The sequence below is a fragment of the Bradyrhizobium sp. BR13661 genome, assembly GCF_029892425.1.
Lineage (GTDB): Bacteria > Pseudomonadota > Alphaproteobacteria > Rhizobiales > Xanthobacteraceae > Bradyrhizobium.
Genome location: NZ_JARXWB010000045.1, coordinates 20321 through 37292, shown reverse-complemented (window position 1 = coordinate 37292; position 16972 = coordinate 20321). Strand labels below are relative to the sequence as shown.

The 16972-nt window shown below is 64.7% G+C and carries 14 protein-coding genes; 7 read left to right on the top strand and 7 right to left on the bottom strand.

What is annotated here, in order from left to right:
• Positions 1–157: 157 nt before the first annotated feature.
• The 4 genes from M2427_RS39120 to M2427_RS39105 form a co-directional block, all read right to left on the bottom strand.
• A complete protein-coding gene (locus tag M2427_RS39120) occupies positions 158–1657 on the bottom strand; it encodes a phosphomannomutase/phosphoglucomutase (protein ID WP_280712094.1) in 1500 nt (499 codons plus the stop codon).
• A 180-nt stretch (positions 1658–1837) separates the two neighbouring features.
• A complete protein-coding gene (locus M2427_RS39115) occupies positions 1838–2350 on the bottom strand; it encodes a TIGR02281 family clan AA aspartic protease (RefSeq protein WP_280712093.1) in 513 nt (170 codons plus the stop codon).
• Positions 2351–2479: 129 nt separating this feature from the next.
• Entirely contained in the window at positions 2480–4954 is a 2475-nt protein-coding gene (gene hrpB, locus M2427_RS39110; RefSeq protein WP_280712092.1) for an ATP-dependent helicase HrpB, read from the bottom strand.
• A gap of 182 nt (positions 4955–5136) precedes the next feature.
• Positions 5137–6453, bottom strand: a complete 1317-nt coding sequence (locus M2427_RS39105; RefSeq protein WP_280712091.1) for a UDP-glucose/GDP-mannose dehydrogenase family protein — start codon at positions 6451–6453, stop codon at positions 5137–5139.
• A gap of 193 nt (positions 6454–6646) precedes the next feature.
• Here M2427_RS39105 and M2427_RS39100 point away from each other — a divergent pair, with 193 nt between their 5' ends.
• A complete protein-coding gene (locus M2427_RS39100; protein WP_280712090.1) occupies positions 6647–7717 on the top strand; it encodes an acyltransferase family protein in 1071 nt (356 codons plus the stop codon).
• A gap of 5 nt (positions 7718–7722) precedes the next feature.
• Here M2427_RS39100 and M2427_RS39095 read toward each other — a convergent pair whose 3' ends face one another.
• Positions 7723–8694: a quinone oxidoreductase gene (locus M2427_RS39095; protein WP_280712089.1), complete on the bottom strand. Its 972-nt coding sequence runs from the start codon at positions 8692–8694 to the stop codon at positions 7723–7725.
• 96 nt (positions 8695–8790) lie between these two features.
• Between M2427_RS39095 and M2427_RS39090 the strand changes: the two genes are divergently transcribed.
• From M2427_RS39090 to M2427_RS39075, 4 genes are all read left to right on the top strand, one after another.
• Positions 8791–9633 (top strand): LysR family transcriptional regulator, encoded by an 843-nt coding sequence (locus tag M2427_RS39090; protein WP_280712088.1) that lies wholly within the window; start codon positions 8791–8793, stop codon positions 9631–9633.
• An 81-nt stretch (positions 9634–9714) separates the two neighbouring features.
• Positions 9715–12750 carry a DNA polymerase I gene (gene polA, locus M2427_RS39085; RefSeq protein ID WP_280712087.1) on the top strand — a complete coding sequence of 1012 codons (3036 nt, stop codon included), beginning with the start codon at positions 9715–9717 and terminating at the stop codon, positions 12748–12750.
• A 10-nt stretch (positions 12751–12760) separates the two neighbouring features.
• Positions 12761–13300 carry an NADPH-dependent FMN reductase gene (locus M2427_RS39080; RefSeq protein ID WP_280712086.1) on the top strand — a complete coding sequence of 180 codons (540 nt, stop codon included), beginning with the start codon at positions 12761–12763 and terminating at the stop codon, positions 13298–13300.
• A 92-nt stretch (positions 13301–13392) separates the two neighbouring features.
• Positions 13393–14028 (top strand): LysE family translocator, encoded by a 636-nt coding sequence (locus M2427_RS39075; RefSeq protein WP_280712085.1) that lies wholly within the window; start codon positions 13393–13395, stop codon positions 14026–14028.
• An 89-nt stretch (positions 14029–14117) separates the two neighbouring features.
• Here M2427_RS39075 and M2427_RS39070 read toward each other — a convergent pair whose 3' ends face one another.
• Entirely contained in the window at positions 14118–14744 is a 627-nt protein-coding gene (locus M2427_RS39070; RefSeq protein WP_280712084.1) for a glutathione S-transferase family protein, read from the bottom strand.
• Positions 14745–14917: 173 nt separating this feature from the next.
• Here M2427_RS39070 and pyrE point away from each other — a divergent pair, with 173 nt between their 5' ends.
• Complete coding sequence (gene pyrE, locus M2427_RS39065; protein WP_212236435.1) at positions 14918–15481, top strand: orotate phosphoribosyltransferase; 564 nt, start codon at positions 14918–14920, stop codon at positions 15479–15481.
• Between the two features lie 152 nt (positions 15482–15633).
• Positions 15634–16401 (top strand): DUF2865 domain-containing protein, encoded by a 768-nt coding sequence (locus M2427_RS39060; protein ID WP_280712083.1) that lies wholly within the window; start codon positions 15634–15636, stop codon positions 16399–16401.
• A 43-nt stretch (positions 16402–16444) separates the two neighbouring features.
• Here the strand turns inward: M2427_RS39060 and M2427_RS39055 are convergent, their stop codons facing one another.
• Positions 16445–16876, bottom strand: coding sequence for a hypothetical protein (locus tag M2427_RS39055; protein ID WP_280712082.1), 432 nt, complete (start codon positions 16874–16876; stop codon positions 16445–16447).
• Positions 16877–16972 lie beyond the last annotated feature (96 nt).

Sequence of the window (16972 nt, the reverse complement as noted above, 5' to 3'; positions counted from 1 at the left end):
TCGCCACAGGGTAAACTGTCATCGCCCGGCTTGACCGGGCGATCCAGTACTCCGTGACGCCAGCGATAAAATCGAGAGGCCACGGCGTACTGGATCACCCGCCTTCGCGGGTGATGACAGCATGAGTGCGGCGAGCGCGAGCGCTCTCGCTCCCACCTCAGATCTTCTGATTGTACTCGCCGACTTCGGGATGCGTGCGCAGCACGCTGTTCACCATCTCGAACATGTCGTGCATGCGCTGCTCGGAGACCGGGCTCTCGACCACGACGACGAGCTCAGGCTTGTTCGAGGACGCCCGCACCAGGCCCCAGCTGCCGTCCTCGACGGTGACGCGCACGCCGTTGACGGTGACGAGATCGCGGATCGACTGGCCGCCGATCTTGGCGCCGTTCGCCTGCAAGGCTTCGAAGTGCTTCACCGCCTTGTCGATCACGCCGTATTTGGTCTCGTCGGCGCAATGCGGCGACATGGTCGGCGACGACCAGGTTTTTGGCAGCGCGTTCTTCAAGTCAGCCATCGACTTGCCCGGCGCGCGGTCGAGCATGTCGCAGATCGCGAGCGCCGAGACCAGCCCGTCGTCATAGCCGCGGCCATACGGCTTGTTGAAGAAGAAGTGGCCGGACTTCTCGAAGCCTGCGAGCGCACCCGTCTCGTTGGTGCGGCGCTTCATGTAGGAATGGCCGGTCTTCCAGTAGGCGGTCCTGGCGCCCTGCTTCTGAAGCACCGGATCGGTGATGAACAGGCCGGTCGACTTCACGTCGACGATGAACTGCGCGTCCTTGTGGATCGCCGACATGTCGCGCGCGAGCATCACGCCGACCTTGTCGGCGAAAATCTCCTCGCCGGTGTTGTCAACGACGCCGCAGCGATCGCCGTCGCCGTCGAAGCCGAGACCGACGTCGGCCTTGTGATGCAGCACCGCGTCGCGGATCGCGTGCAGCATCTCCATGTCCTCAGGATTCGGATTGTATTTCGGAAAGGTGTGGTCGAGCTCGGTGTCGAGCGGGATCACTTCGCAGCCGATCGCCTCCAGCACCTGCGGCGCGAAGGCGCCGGCCGTGCCGTTGCCGCAGGCCGCGACGACCCTGAGCTTGCGCTTGAGCTTCGGACGGTTGGTGAGGTCGGCGATGTAGCGCGCCGGATAATTCTCGTGGAACTGGTAGGAGCCGCCGGCCTTATTCTTGAAATCCGCGTTGAGCACGATTTCCTTCAGCCGCGTCATCTCGTCGGGGCCGAAGGTCAGCGGGCGGTTGGCACCCATCTTCACGCCGGTCCAGCCATTGTCGTTGTGCGAGGCGGTCACCATCGCGACAGCGGGCACGTCGAGATCGAACTGCGCGAAATAGGCCATCGGCGTCACCGCGAGCCCAATGTCATGCACCTTGCATCCCGCAGCCATCAGGCCCGAGATCAGCGCATATTTGATCGAGGCCGAATAGCCGCGGAAATCATGGCCGGTGACGATCTCCTGGCTGACGCCGAGTTCCGCAATCAGCGCGCCCAGTCCCATCCCGAGCGCCTGCACGCCCATGAGGTTGATTTCCTTCTGGAACAGCCAGCGCGCGTCGTATTCGCGAAAACCTGTCGGCTTCACCATCGGCTCGGATTCGAAGGCGTAGGTGTTGGGCAAAAGCGCGGATTTCGGCTTGGGAAACATTGAAGCGGTCTCATGAAAAGGCAGGAAATGATGCAGCCTTAGCGAATGCCGGGCCGCAGCGGAAGGCAGGAATGGCAGCTTATGGCTGATAATTGCGGCAGTTTGGTAACGATGAAGGTTACCAGCCGCGGGCCCGATCAGATCAATATTGAGCTCATCCGCGACGCTGGCCGCCCGAACTCACTGCTCCAGCACCATCTGGCCGTTGGCGTACTCGAAACGCTTCAGGCGGGACAGGAACGAGAGGCCGAGCAGGTTCTCCGACAGCGCCTCGTCGGGCAGCACCATGGCGTCGACGTCGCGCACGATGAGGCCGCCGACATCAAGCATGGCGATGCGGGTGCGCGCGGCCTTGATAGTGCCGTTCGCGGTGGTGACGGTGGCGTTGTACTCGCTGCGCGAGGGACGGAGGCCAAAGCGGGCGGCCGAGGTCTCGTTCAGCGCCACCACGGAGGCGCCGGTGTCAACCATGAAGCCGATGCGCTGGCCATCGATGCGGCCTTCGGTCTGGAAATGGCCACGGCCGTCGCGGGGGATGTTGAGGCTGCGGCTGCCTGATGGCGCCGTGGTCGCGACCGCGACCGTCGTGCGCGGCACCGAGGTGGCAGATGCGGAGCTCATCTTGTCCGCCATCTGCGCCATGAATGTACCGAGGCCGATCATCACGGCCGCGAAGATCATAATGTTACGCATCACACCACTTCCGAGCCGGAAAGCCCGATTCCACCACACGACGCGCCTCTCTGCGAGCGCCGCCACGGCGGAGCCGGTGTCATTTTGACGAAAAGGATGAGCGTACGGTTAACGGCGGGGCGTGATCCGTCAGGTGCCGCGCGGCTTGACCCGCCGGGTCGGCAGCGCACTCGCGGGATCCTCAGGCCAGGGATGGCGCGGATAGCGACCGCGCAGGTCGGAGCGGACCGCGGCATAGCTGCCGCGCCAGAAGCCGGGCAGATCGCGCGTCACCTGCACCGGGCGCTGCGCCGGCGACAGCAATTCCAGCACCAGCGGCACCTTGCCCGCCGCGATCGACGGATGGGTGTTGAGGCCGAACAATTCCTGCAGCCGCACCGCGATGGTCGGCCCTTGCTCGGCCTCGTAATCGATCGCGAGCACGCTTCCCGTGGGCGCCTCGAAATGGGTCGGCGCCTCGCGGTCGAGCCGCGCGCGCATCTCCCACGGCAACAGCACCATCAGCGCATCGGAGAGATCGCCGGCGGAAATGTCCTTCAGCGCGATCTTGTCGTAGAGCGCCGGCACCAGCCAATCGTCGCGCCGCGCGATCAGCCCGTCATCGGAAAGGTCGGGCCAGCTATCCCCCTCCGCCTTGCGCAAAAACATCACGCGGTCGCGCCATTGTTTTGCGGCCTTTGACCAGGGCAGCCGGTCGAGGCCGGCTGCGATCAGCCCGTCGGCAAAGATTCGCGCGGTGTCCTCCGAGGGCGACACGGCAAGCGTGGCCTCGGACAGGGTGATCGCGTGCAGCACACGCTTGCGCCGCGCCCTCAGCGCCATCGCGCCGCGATCGAACGAGATCTCGTCGGTGGTCTCGATATGCTCGGCAAAATGCTGTTCGATGTCGGCTTCGGCGATTTGCGCGGCGAGCAGGATGCGGCCACTTGCGGCCGTGCCCGTCATCTCGCCGATTGCGATGTAGGGCGCGCGGGCGAGCGAGGAGGTTTGCTCCACAGCGGCGCCGCGACCGTTGGCGAGCACGAAGCTGCCGTTGCCGCGATTGCGCGCGACACGGTCCGGGAAGGCATAGGCGAGCATCAGGCCGGTCGAAAGATCCTCCTGCTGCCCCGGCTTCTCGGATGCTGCGACCTGCGACGCCCATCGTCGCGCCAGGTCGCGCGCGCTCGCTGCCCGCGGCGATCGGTCGCGGCGGAACTGGTCGCGCCGGTGATCGAGATCGGCGCTGTCGCCGCCGAGCCCGCGCTCGGTGAGAATGGCTGCGATCTCGGCCGCCTCTTCGCCGCACCCTGCGCGATGCGAATCCACGATCATGCGCGCCAGCCGCGGCGGCAGCGCCAGCGCGCGCAGGCTCTTGCCTTCGACGGTGATGCGGCCGTCGCCATCAAGCGCGTTGAGCTCTTCGAGCAGGCTTTTCGCCTCTTTCCAGGCAGGCGCCGGCGGCGGATCGAGGAACGACAACACCGAGGGATCAGCGACGCCCCACTGCGCAAGATCGAGCACCAGCGAAGACAAATCGGCACTGAGAATTTCAGGTTGAGTGTAGGGCGCCAGCGAGGCCGTCTGCGGCTCGTCCCAGAGACGATAGCACACACCGGGCTCGGTGCGGCCGGCGCGGCCGCGGCGCTGGTCGACGGCGGCACGCGCAGCCCGCACGGTCTCGAGCCGGGTCAGGCCGATATCAGGCTCGTAGCGTGGGACGCGGGCAAGCCCGGAATCGACCACAATGCGCACGCCTTCAATTGTCAGAGAGGTCTCCGCGATCGACGTCGCCAGCACCACCTTGCGCGTGCCCTTGGGCGCCGGAGCGATGGCACGGTCCTGCACGGCCGCATCGAGCGCACCGAACAGCGGCACGATCTCGATGCTGGCATCCTGCACACGCTCAGCCAGAAAGTTCTGAGTGCGGCGGATTTCGGCGGCGCCTGGCAGGAACGCGAGCACCGAGCCGCTGTCGGCGCGCAGCGCCGAGGCAATCGCATCCGCCATCTGTCGCTCGATCGGCGCATCCGCCTTGCGGCCGAGATAGCGCGTCTCGACCGGAAAGGCGCGGCCCTCGCTCTCGACGACAGGCGCTTCGCCAAGCAGCCTCGCGACGCGAGCGCCGTCGAGCGTGGCCGACATTACCAGGATGCGCAGGTCTTCGCGCAAGCCCAGTTGCGCGTCGCGCGCCAGCGCCAGGCCCATGTCTGCATCGAGCGAGCGCTCGTGGAATTCATCGAACAGGATGGCGGCAACGCCTGACAGTTCAGGGTCGTCGAGGATCTGACGCGTAAAAATGCCCTCGGTCACGACCTCGATGCGCGTCGCGCGCGAGATCTTCGAGCCGAAGCGGACGCGATAGCCGACAGTTTCGCCGGCGCGCTCGCCAAGCGACTTGGCCATGCGATCGGCGCTGGCGCGCGCGGCGATGCGGCGCGGCTCCAGGACAATGATCTTCCTGCCCTCGGCCCAGGGCGCATCGAGCAGCGCCAGCGGCACCCGCGTGGTTTTGCCGGCGCCGGGAGGCGCCACCAGCACAGCCGCATTGTGCGCCTCCAGCGTGCGCGAGAGGTCGTCGAGCACGGCATCGATCGGGAGGGGCGTGTCGAAGGTGCGGGGCAAATATCTATCCGGTCGTCATGCCCGGGCTCGTCCCGGCATCCACGTCATGGACTAGAAAACAGACGTGGATGGCCGGGACCCGGCTCCACGAATGCTTCGCCGGGCTTACAGAATCGGGCCGGCGAAGCCTAAGCGAAGTCGGCAAGCCCGGCCATGACGGTTTCAGGTCGACAATCTAACTATCAGCCCTGGACCGGCGGCCGGCCGACGCTTTCATAGGTGAAGCCGGCGGTCACCATGTCGTCGGGACTGAAGATGTTGCGGAGGTCGACGACGACGGGCTGCGCCATGATGCTCTTCAGCCGGTCGAGATCGAGGCCGCGGAACTGCGTCCACTCGGTAACGACGACGAGCGCATCGGCCCCTTCAGCGCAGGAATAGGCATCCTCGCAATAGGTGATATTGGGCAATTCGCTCTTGGCCTGCTCCATGCCAACAGGGTCGAACGCCTTCACCTTCGCGCCCATGTCGAGGAGGCCGGTGACGAGCGGAATCGACGGCGCGTCGCGCATGTCGTCGGTGTCGGGCTTGAAGGTGAGGCCGAGCACCGCGATGGTCTTGCCGCGCAAGGAGCCGCCGAGTGCCTGGCTCACCTTGCGCGCCATCGCGCGCTTGCGGTTCTCGTTGACGGCGAGCACGGATTCGACGATGCGCAAGCTCACGTCGTAATCCTGCGCGATCTTGATCAGCGCCTTGGTGTCCTTCGGGAAGCACGAGCCGCCGAAGCCGGGACCGGCATGCAGGAACTTGGTTCCGATGCGATTATCGAGGCCAATGCCGCGCGCGACTTCCTGCACGTTGGCACCGACCTTTTCAGACAGGTCCGCGATCTCGTTGATGAAGGTGATCTTGGTCGCGAGGAACGCGTTCGCTGCGTATTTGATCATCTCGGCCGTGCGCCGCGCGGTGAACATCAGCGGCGCCTGGTTCAGCGACAGCGGGCGGTAGATGTCGCCCATCACCTTGCGGCCGCGCTCGTCGGCGGTGCCGACCACGACGCGATCGGGGAACTTGAAGTCGCGGATCGCAGCGCCCTCGCGCAGGAACTCGGGATTGGAGGCGACGACGACGTCAGCCTTAGGATTGGTCTCGCGAATGATGCGCTCGACCTCGTCACCGGTGCCGACCGGCACGGTCGACTTCGTTACCACGACGGTGAAGCCGGACAGCGACTGCGCGATCTCCTTCGCGGCGGCGTAGACATAGGACAGATCGGCGTGGCCATCGCCGCGGCGTGAGGGCGTGCCGACCGCGATGAACACCGCGTCGGCGTCAGCAACCGGCTTGGACAGATCGGTGGTGAAAGCGAGCCGCTTGGCCCTGACGTTGTTCGCGACCAGTTCGTCCAGGCCCGGCTCATAGATCGGGATCTCGCCGCGATGAAGGGCCGCGATCTTCTTCTCGTCCTTGTCGACACAGGTGACGTCGTGACCGAAATCCGCAAAGCAGGCCCCGGATACCAGTCCGACGTAACCCGTGCCGATCATCGCGATGCGCATGAATATTCCTGTTTTGGCTTGGTTAACGAAACCCCAAATCCGGGGCGGTTTAGCATTTTCCCGTCGGAAAGGAACAGCCCGCGGTCAGAAACCGGCACGCGATTTGTACCGGTAAAGAAGTCGGAAACCACTGGGCGCCACACTGCCCTACGCTTGGACAGAACCGGGCGGAACCCGCCTCGAAAAGAGACATATGGCACCATCAGGCACATCAGCTGCGACCGGGGGGCTTCGCAAAGCCTCCGCTGCCGCGCGTGTCGACTGGGTCGATTATGCCAAGGGCATCTGTATCGTCATGGTCGTGATGATGCATTCGGTCCTGGGGGTCGAGCTCGCCGCCGGCGAGACCGGTTTCATGCATGTCCTGGTGGCCTTTGCAAAGCCGTTCCGGATGCCGGACTTCTTCCTGATTTCGGGCCTGTTCCTGCCGCTGGTGATCGATCGGGACTGGCGAACCTATCTCGACCGCAAGGTGGTGCATTTCGCTTATTTTTATGTCGTCTGGGTGACAATCCAGTTCGGCTTCAAAGCACCGGCTTTTGCAGCCGAGACCAGCTGGCGCGACGTGGGCCTGCTCTATTTGGAATCCTTCGTTGAGCCATTCGGCACGCTCTGGTTCATCTATCTGCTGCCGATCTTCTTCGTTGTCACGAAATTGACACGCAAATTCCCGCCGCTGGCCATCTGGCTTGTCGCGGCTGCGCTGGAGACGGCGCGCATCACGACCGGCTGGACCGCGATCGACGAATTCTGCGCGCGATTCGTCTATTTCTATTCGGGCTATCTGTTTGCGCCTTACGTGTTCACTCTGTCGGATCGCGCGCGAAACCATCCCGCGTATGCGCTCGCAGCGCTTGCGGCCTGGGCGCTAGCGAATGCCGGCCTCGTCGCATCAGGCGCCAGCGAATGGAAGATCGTCTCGCTGTTGCTCGGCTTCGCCGGCGCCTGTGCCATCATTACCATCGGCACGCTGCTCGCGCGCGCACATTGGTGCAACTTCCTGCGCTTCTGCGGCGAACATTCGATCGTGATCTATCTCGCCTTCTTCCTGCCGATGGCGGCGACGCGAACGCTGCTCCTGCACACAGGACTCATTGCCGACATCGGCGCGGTGTCACTGATCGTGACCATCGTCGGCGTGCTCGGATCGCTCGCGATCTGGCAGGCTGCGCTGCGGTTGCACGCCGACTTCCTGTTCGAGCGGCCCGGCGCATTCTGGATTGCGCCGAAAAAGACCGGGCCGGCGTTGCAGGCGGCGGAATAGGCCGCTCAGGGGCGCAGATACAAGGCTCCCGTCGTACGCCCGGCCTCGAGATCCGCCTGCGCCAGCGCCACGTCCCGCAGACTGTAGGCTTTCCCGCTGACTTGCAGCACACCGTCGCCTATCGCGGCAAGCACGCGCTCGGCAGAACGGCGATACGCGTCGGCATCGTTCATGTGGGCCATGACACTCGGCCGCGCCAACATCAGGCTGCGCCGCGGCCCGAGATCATGAACATCGACCGATGGGATCGGCCCGGCCGACTGGCCAATGCTGGCCACGACGCCGAATGGCCGCACGCAGCCAAGCGTCTTTTGCAACGTCGCCCCGCCGACCCCGTCATAAGCGACATCGACGCCCCGTCCGGCCGTGAGATCGCTGATCGCAGCAGCGAAATCAGTATCCCGGCCAACGATCACATGAGACGCTCCGGCCGAGCGGGCGATTTCGGTTTTGGCCGACGAACCAACAGTCCCGATGACAGTTGCCCCAGCCGCGCTGGCCCAGCGCGTCAGAAGCTGCCCGAGCCCTCCTGCAGCGCTATGGACGAGAATTGTCGTCGCTGGGCCGACCGGGAAAACCCGATTGAGCAGCATGTCGGCGGTAATGCCCTTGACGAATGCTGCGGCGACCGCCTCGTCCGGAAGGCGCGCGGGAAGCTTCACGCAGCGCCAGGCCGGCAAATTGCGTTCGGATGCGTAGGCGCCAACCGGCGCGCCCGCATAGGCGATGCGGTCCCCGACCTCGAGGCCAGTGACCTCCGCGCCCAGCGCCGCAACGACGCCCACCGCCTCGACGCCGGGAATGCGCTCAGGCGGGAGCGCGTAGAGACCCATGCGCTGATAAATATCGATGGAGTTCACGCCGATCGCGGTCTGCCTCAGCCGGATTTCGCCGCGGCCGGGCGGCGGCAGATCGGCGCTCATCACTTCGAGCTGGTTGACGCCACCGGGCGCCTTCAATCTCACGATCACGGCCATATCGGATCCTCCTGTCGATGATGGACACACTATGGAATGGCGCGAAAATCTGCGAAACTGCTCAAGATTGAGATCTTGTTGTGAGAATTCGCACAGATGGACTGGACCGACCTGCAGCATTTTCTGGCGCTCGCACGCGAGGGGACCCTGTCCGCTGCGGCACGGAGCCTTGGCGTCGACCACGTCACCGTGGCCCGCCGCGTCGCGGCCCTGGAAGCCTCGATGTCGCTCAAGCTCGTCGACCGCAGGCCGCGCAGCTACGAGCTCACCGAGGACGGCAAGCGCATCGCCAAGATCGGGGCTCCGATGGCGGAGACGGCCTTCGCCGTGGCGCGCGCCGTGCAGGCCTCAAAATCAGAGATCGGCGGCGAAATCACGATCAGCGCTCCGCCTTCGCTCGCCAACCTCCTGATCGCACCGAAGCTGATCCGGTTGCTGCAACAGCATCCCGGCATCAGGATCAAGCTGATCGGCGAGAAGCGCACGGCCTCGCTCAACCGTCGCGAGGCGGATCTGGCGCTTCGCCTGTCGCGCCCGACGGAGCCGGGACTGATCGCGCGGAAGGTCGGCTATTTCGAGTTCGCGCTCTACGGCTCTCCCGACTATTTCAAGACGACACCACCGCATGCTTTCGCGTTCGTCGCTTACGATTCCAGCATGGATGAGGTTCCTCAGCAGCGATGGCTGATGCGCTTTGCCGCGTCGCGCGAGATCGTGCTTCGCACCAACGATCTGGAGAACCAGGCAGCGGCCGCGCGGACCGGACTTGGGCTCGCCGCCCTGCCGAAATTCCTTGGCGAGACCGATCCACTGCTGGAGCGCTTTGATATCGGCGGCCGCCCCGTCGGGCGCGAGGTCTGGCTGGTCGTCCATCGCGACCTGCGCCGCACGCCCACGGTGCGCGCGGTAGCAGGTTTCATCGAGGACTGCCTGGCCTGATGCCGTGATTTGCTGTGCGAGTCGGTAAAATAGCGATCCGCAGAGGCTGTCTTTTGCCGCAAAAATTCATACATTGCGGCCATGCCAAAAACCTCCCCGAAGACCTCCGCCAAAGCCGACACCAAACCCGCGGCGACAGCTGCTGCCAAACCGGTCGCAGCCAAGGCTGCCGGCAAAGGCGACCACATCTTCCTGGTCGATGGTTCCGGCTACATCTTCCGCGCCTATCACGCGCTGCCGCCGCTGAACCGCAAATCCGACGGCTTGCAGGTCAACGCGGTGCTCGGCTTCTGCAACATGCTGTGGAAGCTGCTGCGCGACATGCCTGCCGACAACCGGCCGACGCATCTCGCCATCGTATTCGACAAGTCGGAAGTCACTTTCCGCAACAAGATCTACCCCGAGTACAAGGCGCACCGGCCGCCGGCGCCTGATGATCTGATCCCGCAATTCGCGCTGATCCGCGAGGCCGTTCGCGCCTTCGATCTGCCCTGCCTGGAGCAGGGCGGCTTCGAGGCCGACGATCTCATCGCGACCTATGCGCGGCAGGCCAGCGAGCGCGGCGCCACCACGACCATCGTGTCCTCCGACAAGGACCTGATGCAGCTCGTGAACGACAAGATCACCATGTACGACACCATGAAGGATCGCCGCATCGGCATACCCGAAGTGATCGAGAAGTTCGGCGTGCCGCCGGAGAAGGTGGTCGAGGTTCAGGCGCTGGCCGGCGATTCCACCGACAACGTGCCTGGTGTCCCCGGCATCGGCATCAAGACCGCGGCGCAGCTGATCGTCGAATATGGCGACCTCGAACAACTCCTGTTCCGCGCCACCGAGATCAAACAGCCGAAGCGCCGCGAGGCTTTGCTCGAGAATGCCGAGAAGGCGCGGATCTCGCGCCAGCTCGTGCTGCTCGATGACAAGGTCGATCTGGACGTACCGCTCGACGACTTGGCCGTTCACGAGCCTGACGCGCGAAAACTGATCGCCTTCCTGAAGGCGATGGAATTCACCACGCTGACGCGACGCGTCGCCGACTATTCGCAAATCGATCCCGCCAATGTCGATGCCGATGCGGCGAACAGCAGCGGCGCGAGAGGCGGCGACGGTGCAAAGGCAAAACCGAGCGAAAGCTCCGGCGACCTCTTCGCCGCTCCTGCGACAGCCACAAAGGGTGCAGACAAGAGCGACAAGTCGGCAAGCCTCAAGGGCGCGCCGATCTCGCTCGCGGTCGCGCGCGAGCAAGCGCTGCGCAACCTTTCTGTTGACCGGGCCAGGTACCAGACGATCAAGACCCTCAAAGAGCTCAACGCTTTCATCGCGCGCATCCATGATAACGGCCACGTCGCGATCGAGATCAAAGCAAACAGCATCGATCCGATGCAGGCCGATCTCTGCGGCATCGCGCTGGCGCTGGCGCCGAACGAGGCCTGCTATATGCCGCTGGCCCACAAGCAGTCCGGCGGCGACGGCGGCCTGTTCGACGCGGGCCTCGCGCCGGATCAAGTCAAACACACCGACGCTATCGACGCGCTGCGCCCGGTGCTGGAGTCAGCGGGCATTCTCAAGATCGGATTCGACGTTAAATTCGCTGCCGTGATGCTGGCACAGCACGGCATCACCTTGCGCAACGCCGACGATGCGAAGCTGATCTCCTACGTGCTCGATGCCGGCCGCGGCTCGAACGAGCTGGACTCGCTCTCAGAGCACTGGTTCGGTCACGCCATGCTGAAGGAGAGCGAGCTGCTCGGCAGCGGCAAGGGCAAGATCACCTTCGACCAGGTTCCGATCGACAAGGCCGCGCCATTGTCGGCAGAGAGCGCGGACATCGCCTTGCGGGTCTGGCGCGTGCTGAAGCCCCGTCTCGTCGCCGAGCACATGACCACCGTCTACGAGACGCTGGAGCGGCCGCTGGTGTCAGTCCTCGCCCGCATGGAGCGGCGCGGCATCTCGATCGACCGGCAAGTGCTGTCGCGCCTCTCGGGCGACTTCGCCCAGACCGCGGCGCGTGTCGAGGCCGAAATCCAGGAGATCGCCGGCGAGCCCGTCAATGTCGGCAGCCCCAAGCAGATCGGCGACACCCTGTTCGGCAAGATGGGCTTGCCGGGCGGCACCAAGACCAAGACCGGCGCATGGTCCACCACCGCACAGGTGCTCGACGAGCTCGCCGAGCAGGGTCATGACTTTCCGCGCAAAATTTTGGAGTGGCGCCAGGTCTCGAAACTGAAATCGACCTACACCGACGCGCTGCCTGAATACGTCAATCCGCAGACCCATCGCGTGCACACGACCTACGCGCTGGCAGCAACCACGACGGGCCGGCTGTCGTCGAACGAGCCGAACCTGCAGAACATCCCGGTGCGCACCGAGGACGGCCGGAAAATCCGCCGTGCCTTCATCGCGACGCCCGGGCACAAGCTGGTCTCCGCCGACTATTCGCAGATCGAGCTGCGGCTGCTGGCGGAGATTGCCGACATTCCCGTGCTGAAGCAGGCGTTCCGCGACGGCCTCGACATTCACGCGATGACGGCGTCGGAAATGTTCGGCGTGCCGATCAAGGGCATGCCGAGCGAGATCCGCCGTCGCGCCAAGGCGATCAATTTCGGCATCATCTATGGCATCTCGGCGTTCGGCCTCGCCAACCAGCTCGGCATCGCGCGCGAGGAAGCGTCGGCCTACATCAAGAAGTACTTCGAGCGCTTCCCGGGCATCCGCGCTTACATGGACGAGACGCGCGATTTCTGCCGTCAACACGGCTACGTGACCACGCTGTTCGGCCGCAAGTGCCACTACCCCGATATCAAGGCGTCGAACGCCTCGGTGCGTGCCTTCAACGAACGCGCCGCGATCAACGCGCGTCTGCAGGGCACCGCCGCCGACATCATCCGCCGCGCCATGACGCGCGTCGAGGACGCGCTCGCCGAGAAGAAGCTTTCGGCGCAGATGCTGCTGCAGGTGCATGACGAACTGATCTTCGAGGTGCCGGACGCGGAGGTCGAGGCGACGCTCCCGGTGGTGCAGCACGTGATGCAGGATGCGCCGTTCCCGGCGGTGCTGCTGTCGGTACCGCTGCATGTCGATGCGCGCGCCGCGAAGAATTGGGACGAGGCACATTGACGGCCTTCCCATGAAGATCGCCGCCATCTCCGGCAGCCTGCGTGCGGGTTCGAGCAATACAGCCGTGTTGCGCGCGGCCGCACGGCTCGCCCCTGCTGGCGTCGAGGTGATCCTGTTCGAGGGAATTGCCGGCCTGCCTTTCTTCAATCCGGATCTCGATGGCGATGACGTGCCTGCGCCTGTCGGCGCGATGCGCAAGTTGGTCGGCGGCGTCGACGGGCTCCTGATCTCGAGCCCCGAATATGCCCGCGGCGTCGCGGGCGTCTTGAAGAACGCGCTCGACTGGCTCGTCGGCAGCCACGAATTTCCTGATAAGCCCGTCGCGCTGATCAACACGTCTCCGCGCGCGACACACGCGCTGGCCGCCTTGACGCTGACGCTGGAGACAATGTCGGCACGGCTCGCCACCGAGGCCTGCGTGACGCTGCCGCTGCTGGGCGGCGCCTGGGACGAACGTAGCATCGTCGCAGACCCTGCACTGGCTGAGCCGTTACGTTTGGCGATGGAGCGCTTCGCGGCATTTATTCGCACCGTACGGGCTGCGGTGTAGAATCGGACTGAATTGTCCTCCGAGCAATTGCGCCATGGCCCGAAAGCGCCGCGCGCATTAAGAACCACTGCACCTCCCGCAACGGTTCATCCATGCCCCACACCTCCGCCTTGCTCGGCTTCGCCCTCGTCTGCCTTGGTCTCGTGCTCACGCCGGGGCCCAACATGATCTATCTGATCTCGCGCTCGATCACGCAGGGACCGGCGGCCGGCATCGTCTCGCTCGGCGGTGTCGCGCTCGGTTTCGTGTTCTACATGCTGTGCGCTGCGTTCGGCATCACGGCGCTGCTGCTCGCTATTCCCTTCGCTTACGATGCGCTGCGTTTTGCCGGTGCCGGCTACATGCTCTGGCTCGCCTGGCAGGCGGTGAAGCCGGGCGGACGTTCGCCGTTCCAGGTGAAGCAGCTCGCGATCGACAGCCCGCCCAAATTGTTTGCGATGGGGCTCGTCACCAACCTGCTCAATCCGAAGATCGCGATGCTGTACCTCGCGCTGCTGCCGCAGTTTATTGATCCCACCGCCGGCAGCGTCCTGACGCAGTCGGTCGTGCTCGGCGCAATCCAGATCGCGATCAGTGTCAGCGTCAATGCGATGATCGCGCTCGGAGCCGGATCGATCGCGTTGTTCCTGGCCACCCGGCCTAGCTGGATGCTGGTGCAGCGCTGGCTGATGGGCACCGTGCTGGCGGGGCTCGCGGTGCGAATGGCGGTGGAAGCGAAGAAGGTCTAGTGGACACACTCCATCCGTGTCCCGGACGCGCTGCAGCGCTATGCGCTGCGTCGCGTCCGGGGCACGAGACGTGAGAGCTCGTCGCCAGACTAATCCAGCTTCGCGTCCATGCCGCGCTTGGTGGCTGGGCGCGCCATCAGGGCGTCGTACCAGCGCTTGACGTTGGGGAAATCGGAAAGCCCCACCTTGTGGCGCGGATGGCGCCAGGCCCAGCCCAAAATGGCGAAATCGGCGACCGACAGATCGCCAGCGACGAAATCGCGGCCGTCCAGGCGGCGGTCGAGCACGCCGTAGAGCCGGCGCGTCTCGGCCATATAGCGCTTGAGGCCATAGGCGCGGTCCTGCTCGTTCTCCAGCGCGATGAAATGGTGGACCTGGCCGGGCATCGGGCCGAAGCCGCCCATCTGCCACATCAGCCATTCGTAGACGGGAATGCGATCGCCAAGCGACTTCGGCAGGAATTTTCCGGTCTTTTCGCCGAGATAGAGCAGGATCGCGCCGGACTCGAAAATGCTGACGGGCTTGCCGTCCGGCCCCTCGGGGTCGAGGATGGCGGGGATCTTGTTGTTCGGGGACAGCTTGAGAAACCCCGGCGCCATCTGCTCGCCCTTGGTGATGTTCACCGGAACCACCTTGTAGGGCAGGCCCATTTCCTCCAGCGCGACCGAGATTTTGCGGCCGTTCGGTGTGTTCCAGGTGTGCAGCTCGATGGTCATTTGCCTGTTTCCTTCCCCGGGATCTCGAGCATCCACCTACTCCAGAAGGTTGCACCCCCACAACCGGCGGACCGGGATGGCCGATCCCTGTTGACGGGGGACGCCCCCTCTGGAATGTCGTGGCCGTCGCGGATAAATTCCGCCACCTCCAAGAACGCTCCCGAGGGACCGCCGTGTCGAAATCAGCCTCCCGCGCCCGCCTGTTCGAAATCATCCGCCGCCGCTCCTTCGGCCGGGGCGAGGTGACGCTCGCGTCGGGCCGCAAGAGCGATTTCTATTTCAACCTCAAGCCCACCATGCTGGACCCCGAGGGCGCGACGCTGCTCGCCGAGCTCACCTACGAGACGTTGAAGGACGACCAGCTCGATTTCATCGGCGGCCTCGAGATGGGCGCGGTGCCGCTGGCCGGTGCGCTGGCGCAGATCTCCTGGATCAAGGGTCATCCGATCGCGGCCTTCTTCGTGCGCAAGAAACCGAAGGAGCATGGCGCCAAGCTCGCGATCGAGGGTCTGCCGAAGGGCGAGACGCTGGCCGGCAAGCGCGTCGTGATCGTCGAGGACGTCACCACCACGGGCGGCTCGGCGATGAAGGCCGTGGAATCCGTGCGCGAGACCGGCGCCGAAGTGGTGCTGGTGCTGACCATGGTCGATCGCGAGGAAGGCGCCACCGACACTTTTGGCGCGGCCGGCCTGCCGTTCCGCTCGCTGTACAAGGCCTCGGAATTTTTGAAGGCGTAACGGGCGCAAGCAGCCCCCTCAACCGCTCATTTACCATCCGGCTCTATGGTGAATCATGTGCTGAGACCTCACGGTCCCGGCCGGTTCGGTAGCGTCGGGTGGAGTGAGCGTTGCGTACGATTGTGTCCCATGCGCGCCGGCGGCGTCGCGCGATGCTTGTGGCCGCCACCCTGGCAGCACCGCTGCTTGCGACCCCGGCCCCGGTTGCGGCCGAAGGCCTGTTCGACTTCTTCTTCGGCGGAATGCAGCAGCGGCCTCAGCGCGACGTGCCGCAACAGGCGAGCCCTTTCGTCGACCCCTTCGCCAGTCAGTCGGCGGCTCAGCCGCAGAATGTGCCGTCGATGCGTTCAGCCAATGCCTCCGGCCCGGCTTTCTGTGTGCGCAGCTGCGACGGCAAATATTTTCCGTTGATGCGCGGCCTCGCCTCGCCGGCGCAGATGTGTCAGGCCTTCTGTCCTGCCAGCGCGACGAAAGTGTATTTCGGCTCCTCGATCGACGGCGCCTATAGCCAGACCGGCGAGCGCTACGCCGACAGTGAGAACGCATTCGCCTATCGCAAGGCGCTGCGCGCCGACTGCACCTGCAACGGCCGCGAGCCGGCCGGGCTCTCGCCGGTTGACCTGTCGCTGGACAATTCGCTGAAAGCTGGCGACGTCATCGCCACGACCGACGGTCTTGTCGCCTATACCGGCATCCGTCTCGGCCAGGAGCAGAGCGCGGAGTTCACTCCTGTCGCCTCCTATCCCGGCCTCACCGCGCAGGTCCGCGCCCGCCTCGGCGAGATGCGGGTGGCCCCGGTGCGCGCCGAGACCGTGGCTGCAGACACGCCGGCGGCGGAGATCGTGCGCGAGACGTTGCCGGATGTATCGGCCGTGCCGAAGACGCCGGCGAAATCGGCGAAGCGGGCGGGTTTGGATTAGCTCGGTCTCGTATCCCGGACGCGCTGCGCCCGGGATACGAGACTTATCTCCCGATGATCACCCCGATCACATTCGGCGCCGCCAGATATTTCTCCTCGATCGCCGCGCGCGCGGCAGCACGGTTTTCGGCCGTCAGCAGGCCGCGCTTCTCGGCCAGGATCATCCAGCAAAAGCCCCACCAATCGGTGAGCATGCCCGTCTCGCCGACGAGGTCATAACCCTGCTCGGCGGCGAAGATGCGCGCATGCGCTTCGTCCAGCGTGTCGAGGAAGTGGTGATCCTCGGCCGCGAACAGATCGTCGCTGATGTCGTCGATGGTGTAGCCCCAGATCGACTGGCACACCGCGTTGAACTCGCGGTCGAACTGGTCGTCGTCGACGGCATGGCGCCGCGCCGCCTGATGCAGCCGCGACAGCGACCGCGCGAAATCGGCGATCCGGGTGAGGGCAAATTGATCGAAGGCAATGGTGGACATGTAGTCCTCGCGACTGACGTCAGACCCTAGATATTGTGTCGGCGATGCGCCGAATCACAATGATATATCAAAGACTTGCTAAAGTGTTCTTAATTT

Coding starts and splice junctions, on each gene's coding strand:
- M2427_RS39090 (WP_280712088.1), top strand. CDS start 8,791: ATGGACTGGACCGACCTGCAGCATTTTCTGGCGCTCGCACGCGAGGGG.
- M2427_RS39075 (WP_280712085.1), top strand. CDS start 13,393: ATGCCCCACACCTCCGCCTTGCTCGGCTTCGCCCTCGTCTGCCTTGGT.
- M2427_RS39100 (WP_280712090.1), top strand. CDS start 6,647: ATGGCACCATCAGGCACATCAGCTGCGACCGGGGGGCTTCGCAAAGCC.
- M2427_RS39060 (WP_280712083.1), top strand. CDS start 15,634: ATGCTTGTGGCCGCCACCCTGGCAGCACCGCTGCTTGCGACCCCGGCC.
- M2427_RS39115 (WP_280712093.1), bottom strand. CDS start 2,350: ATGCGTAACATTATGATCTTCGCGGCCGTGATGATCGGCCTCGGTACA.
- M2427_RS39105 (WP_280712091.1), bottom strand. CDS start 6,453: ATGCGCATCGCGATGATCGGCACGGGTTACGTCGGACTGGTATCCGGG.
- M2427_RS39080 (WP_280712086.1), top strand. CDS start 12,761: ATGAAGATCGCCGCCATCTCCGGCAGCCTGCGTGCGGGTTCGAGCAAT.
- M2427_RS39055 (WP_280712082.1), bottom strand. CDS start 16,876: ATGTCCACCATTGCCTTCGATCAATTTGCCCTCACCCGGATCGCCGAT.
- polA (WP_280712087.1), top strand. CDS start 9,715: ATGCCAAAAACCTCCCCGAAGACCTCCGCCAAAGCCGACACCAAACCC.
- M2427_RS39120 (WP_280712094.1), bottom strand. CDS start 1,657: ATGTTTCCCAAGCCGAAATCCGCGCTTTTGCCCAACACCTACGCCTTC.
- M2427_RS39095 (WP_280712089.1), bottom strand. CDS start 8,694: ATGGCCGTGATCGTGAGATTGAAGGCGCCCGGTGGCGTCAACCAGCTC.
- M2427_RS39070 (WP_280712084.1), bottom strand. CDS start 14,744: ATGACCATCGAGCTGCACACCTGGAACACACCGAACGGCCGCAAAATC.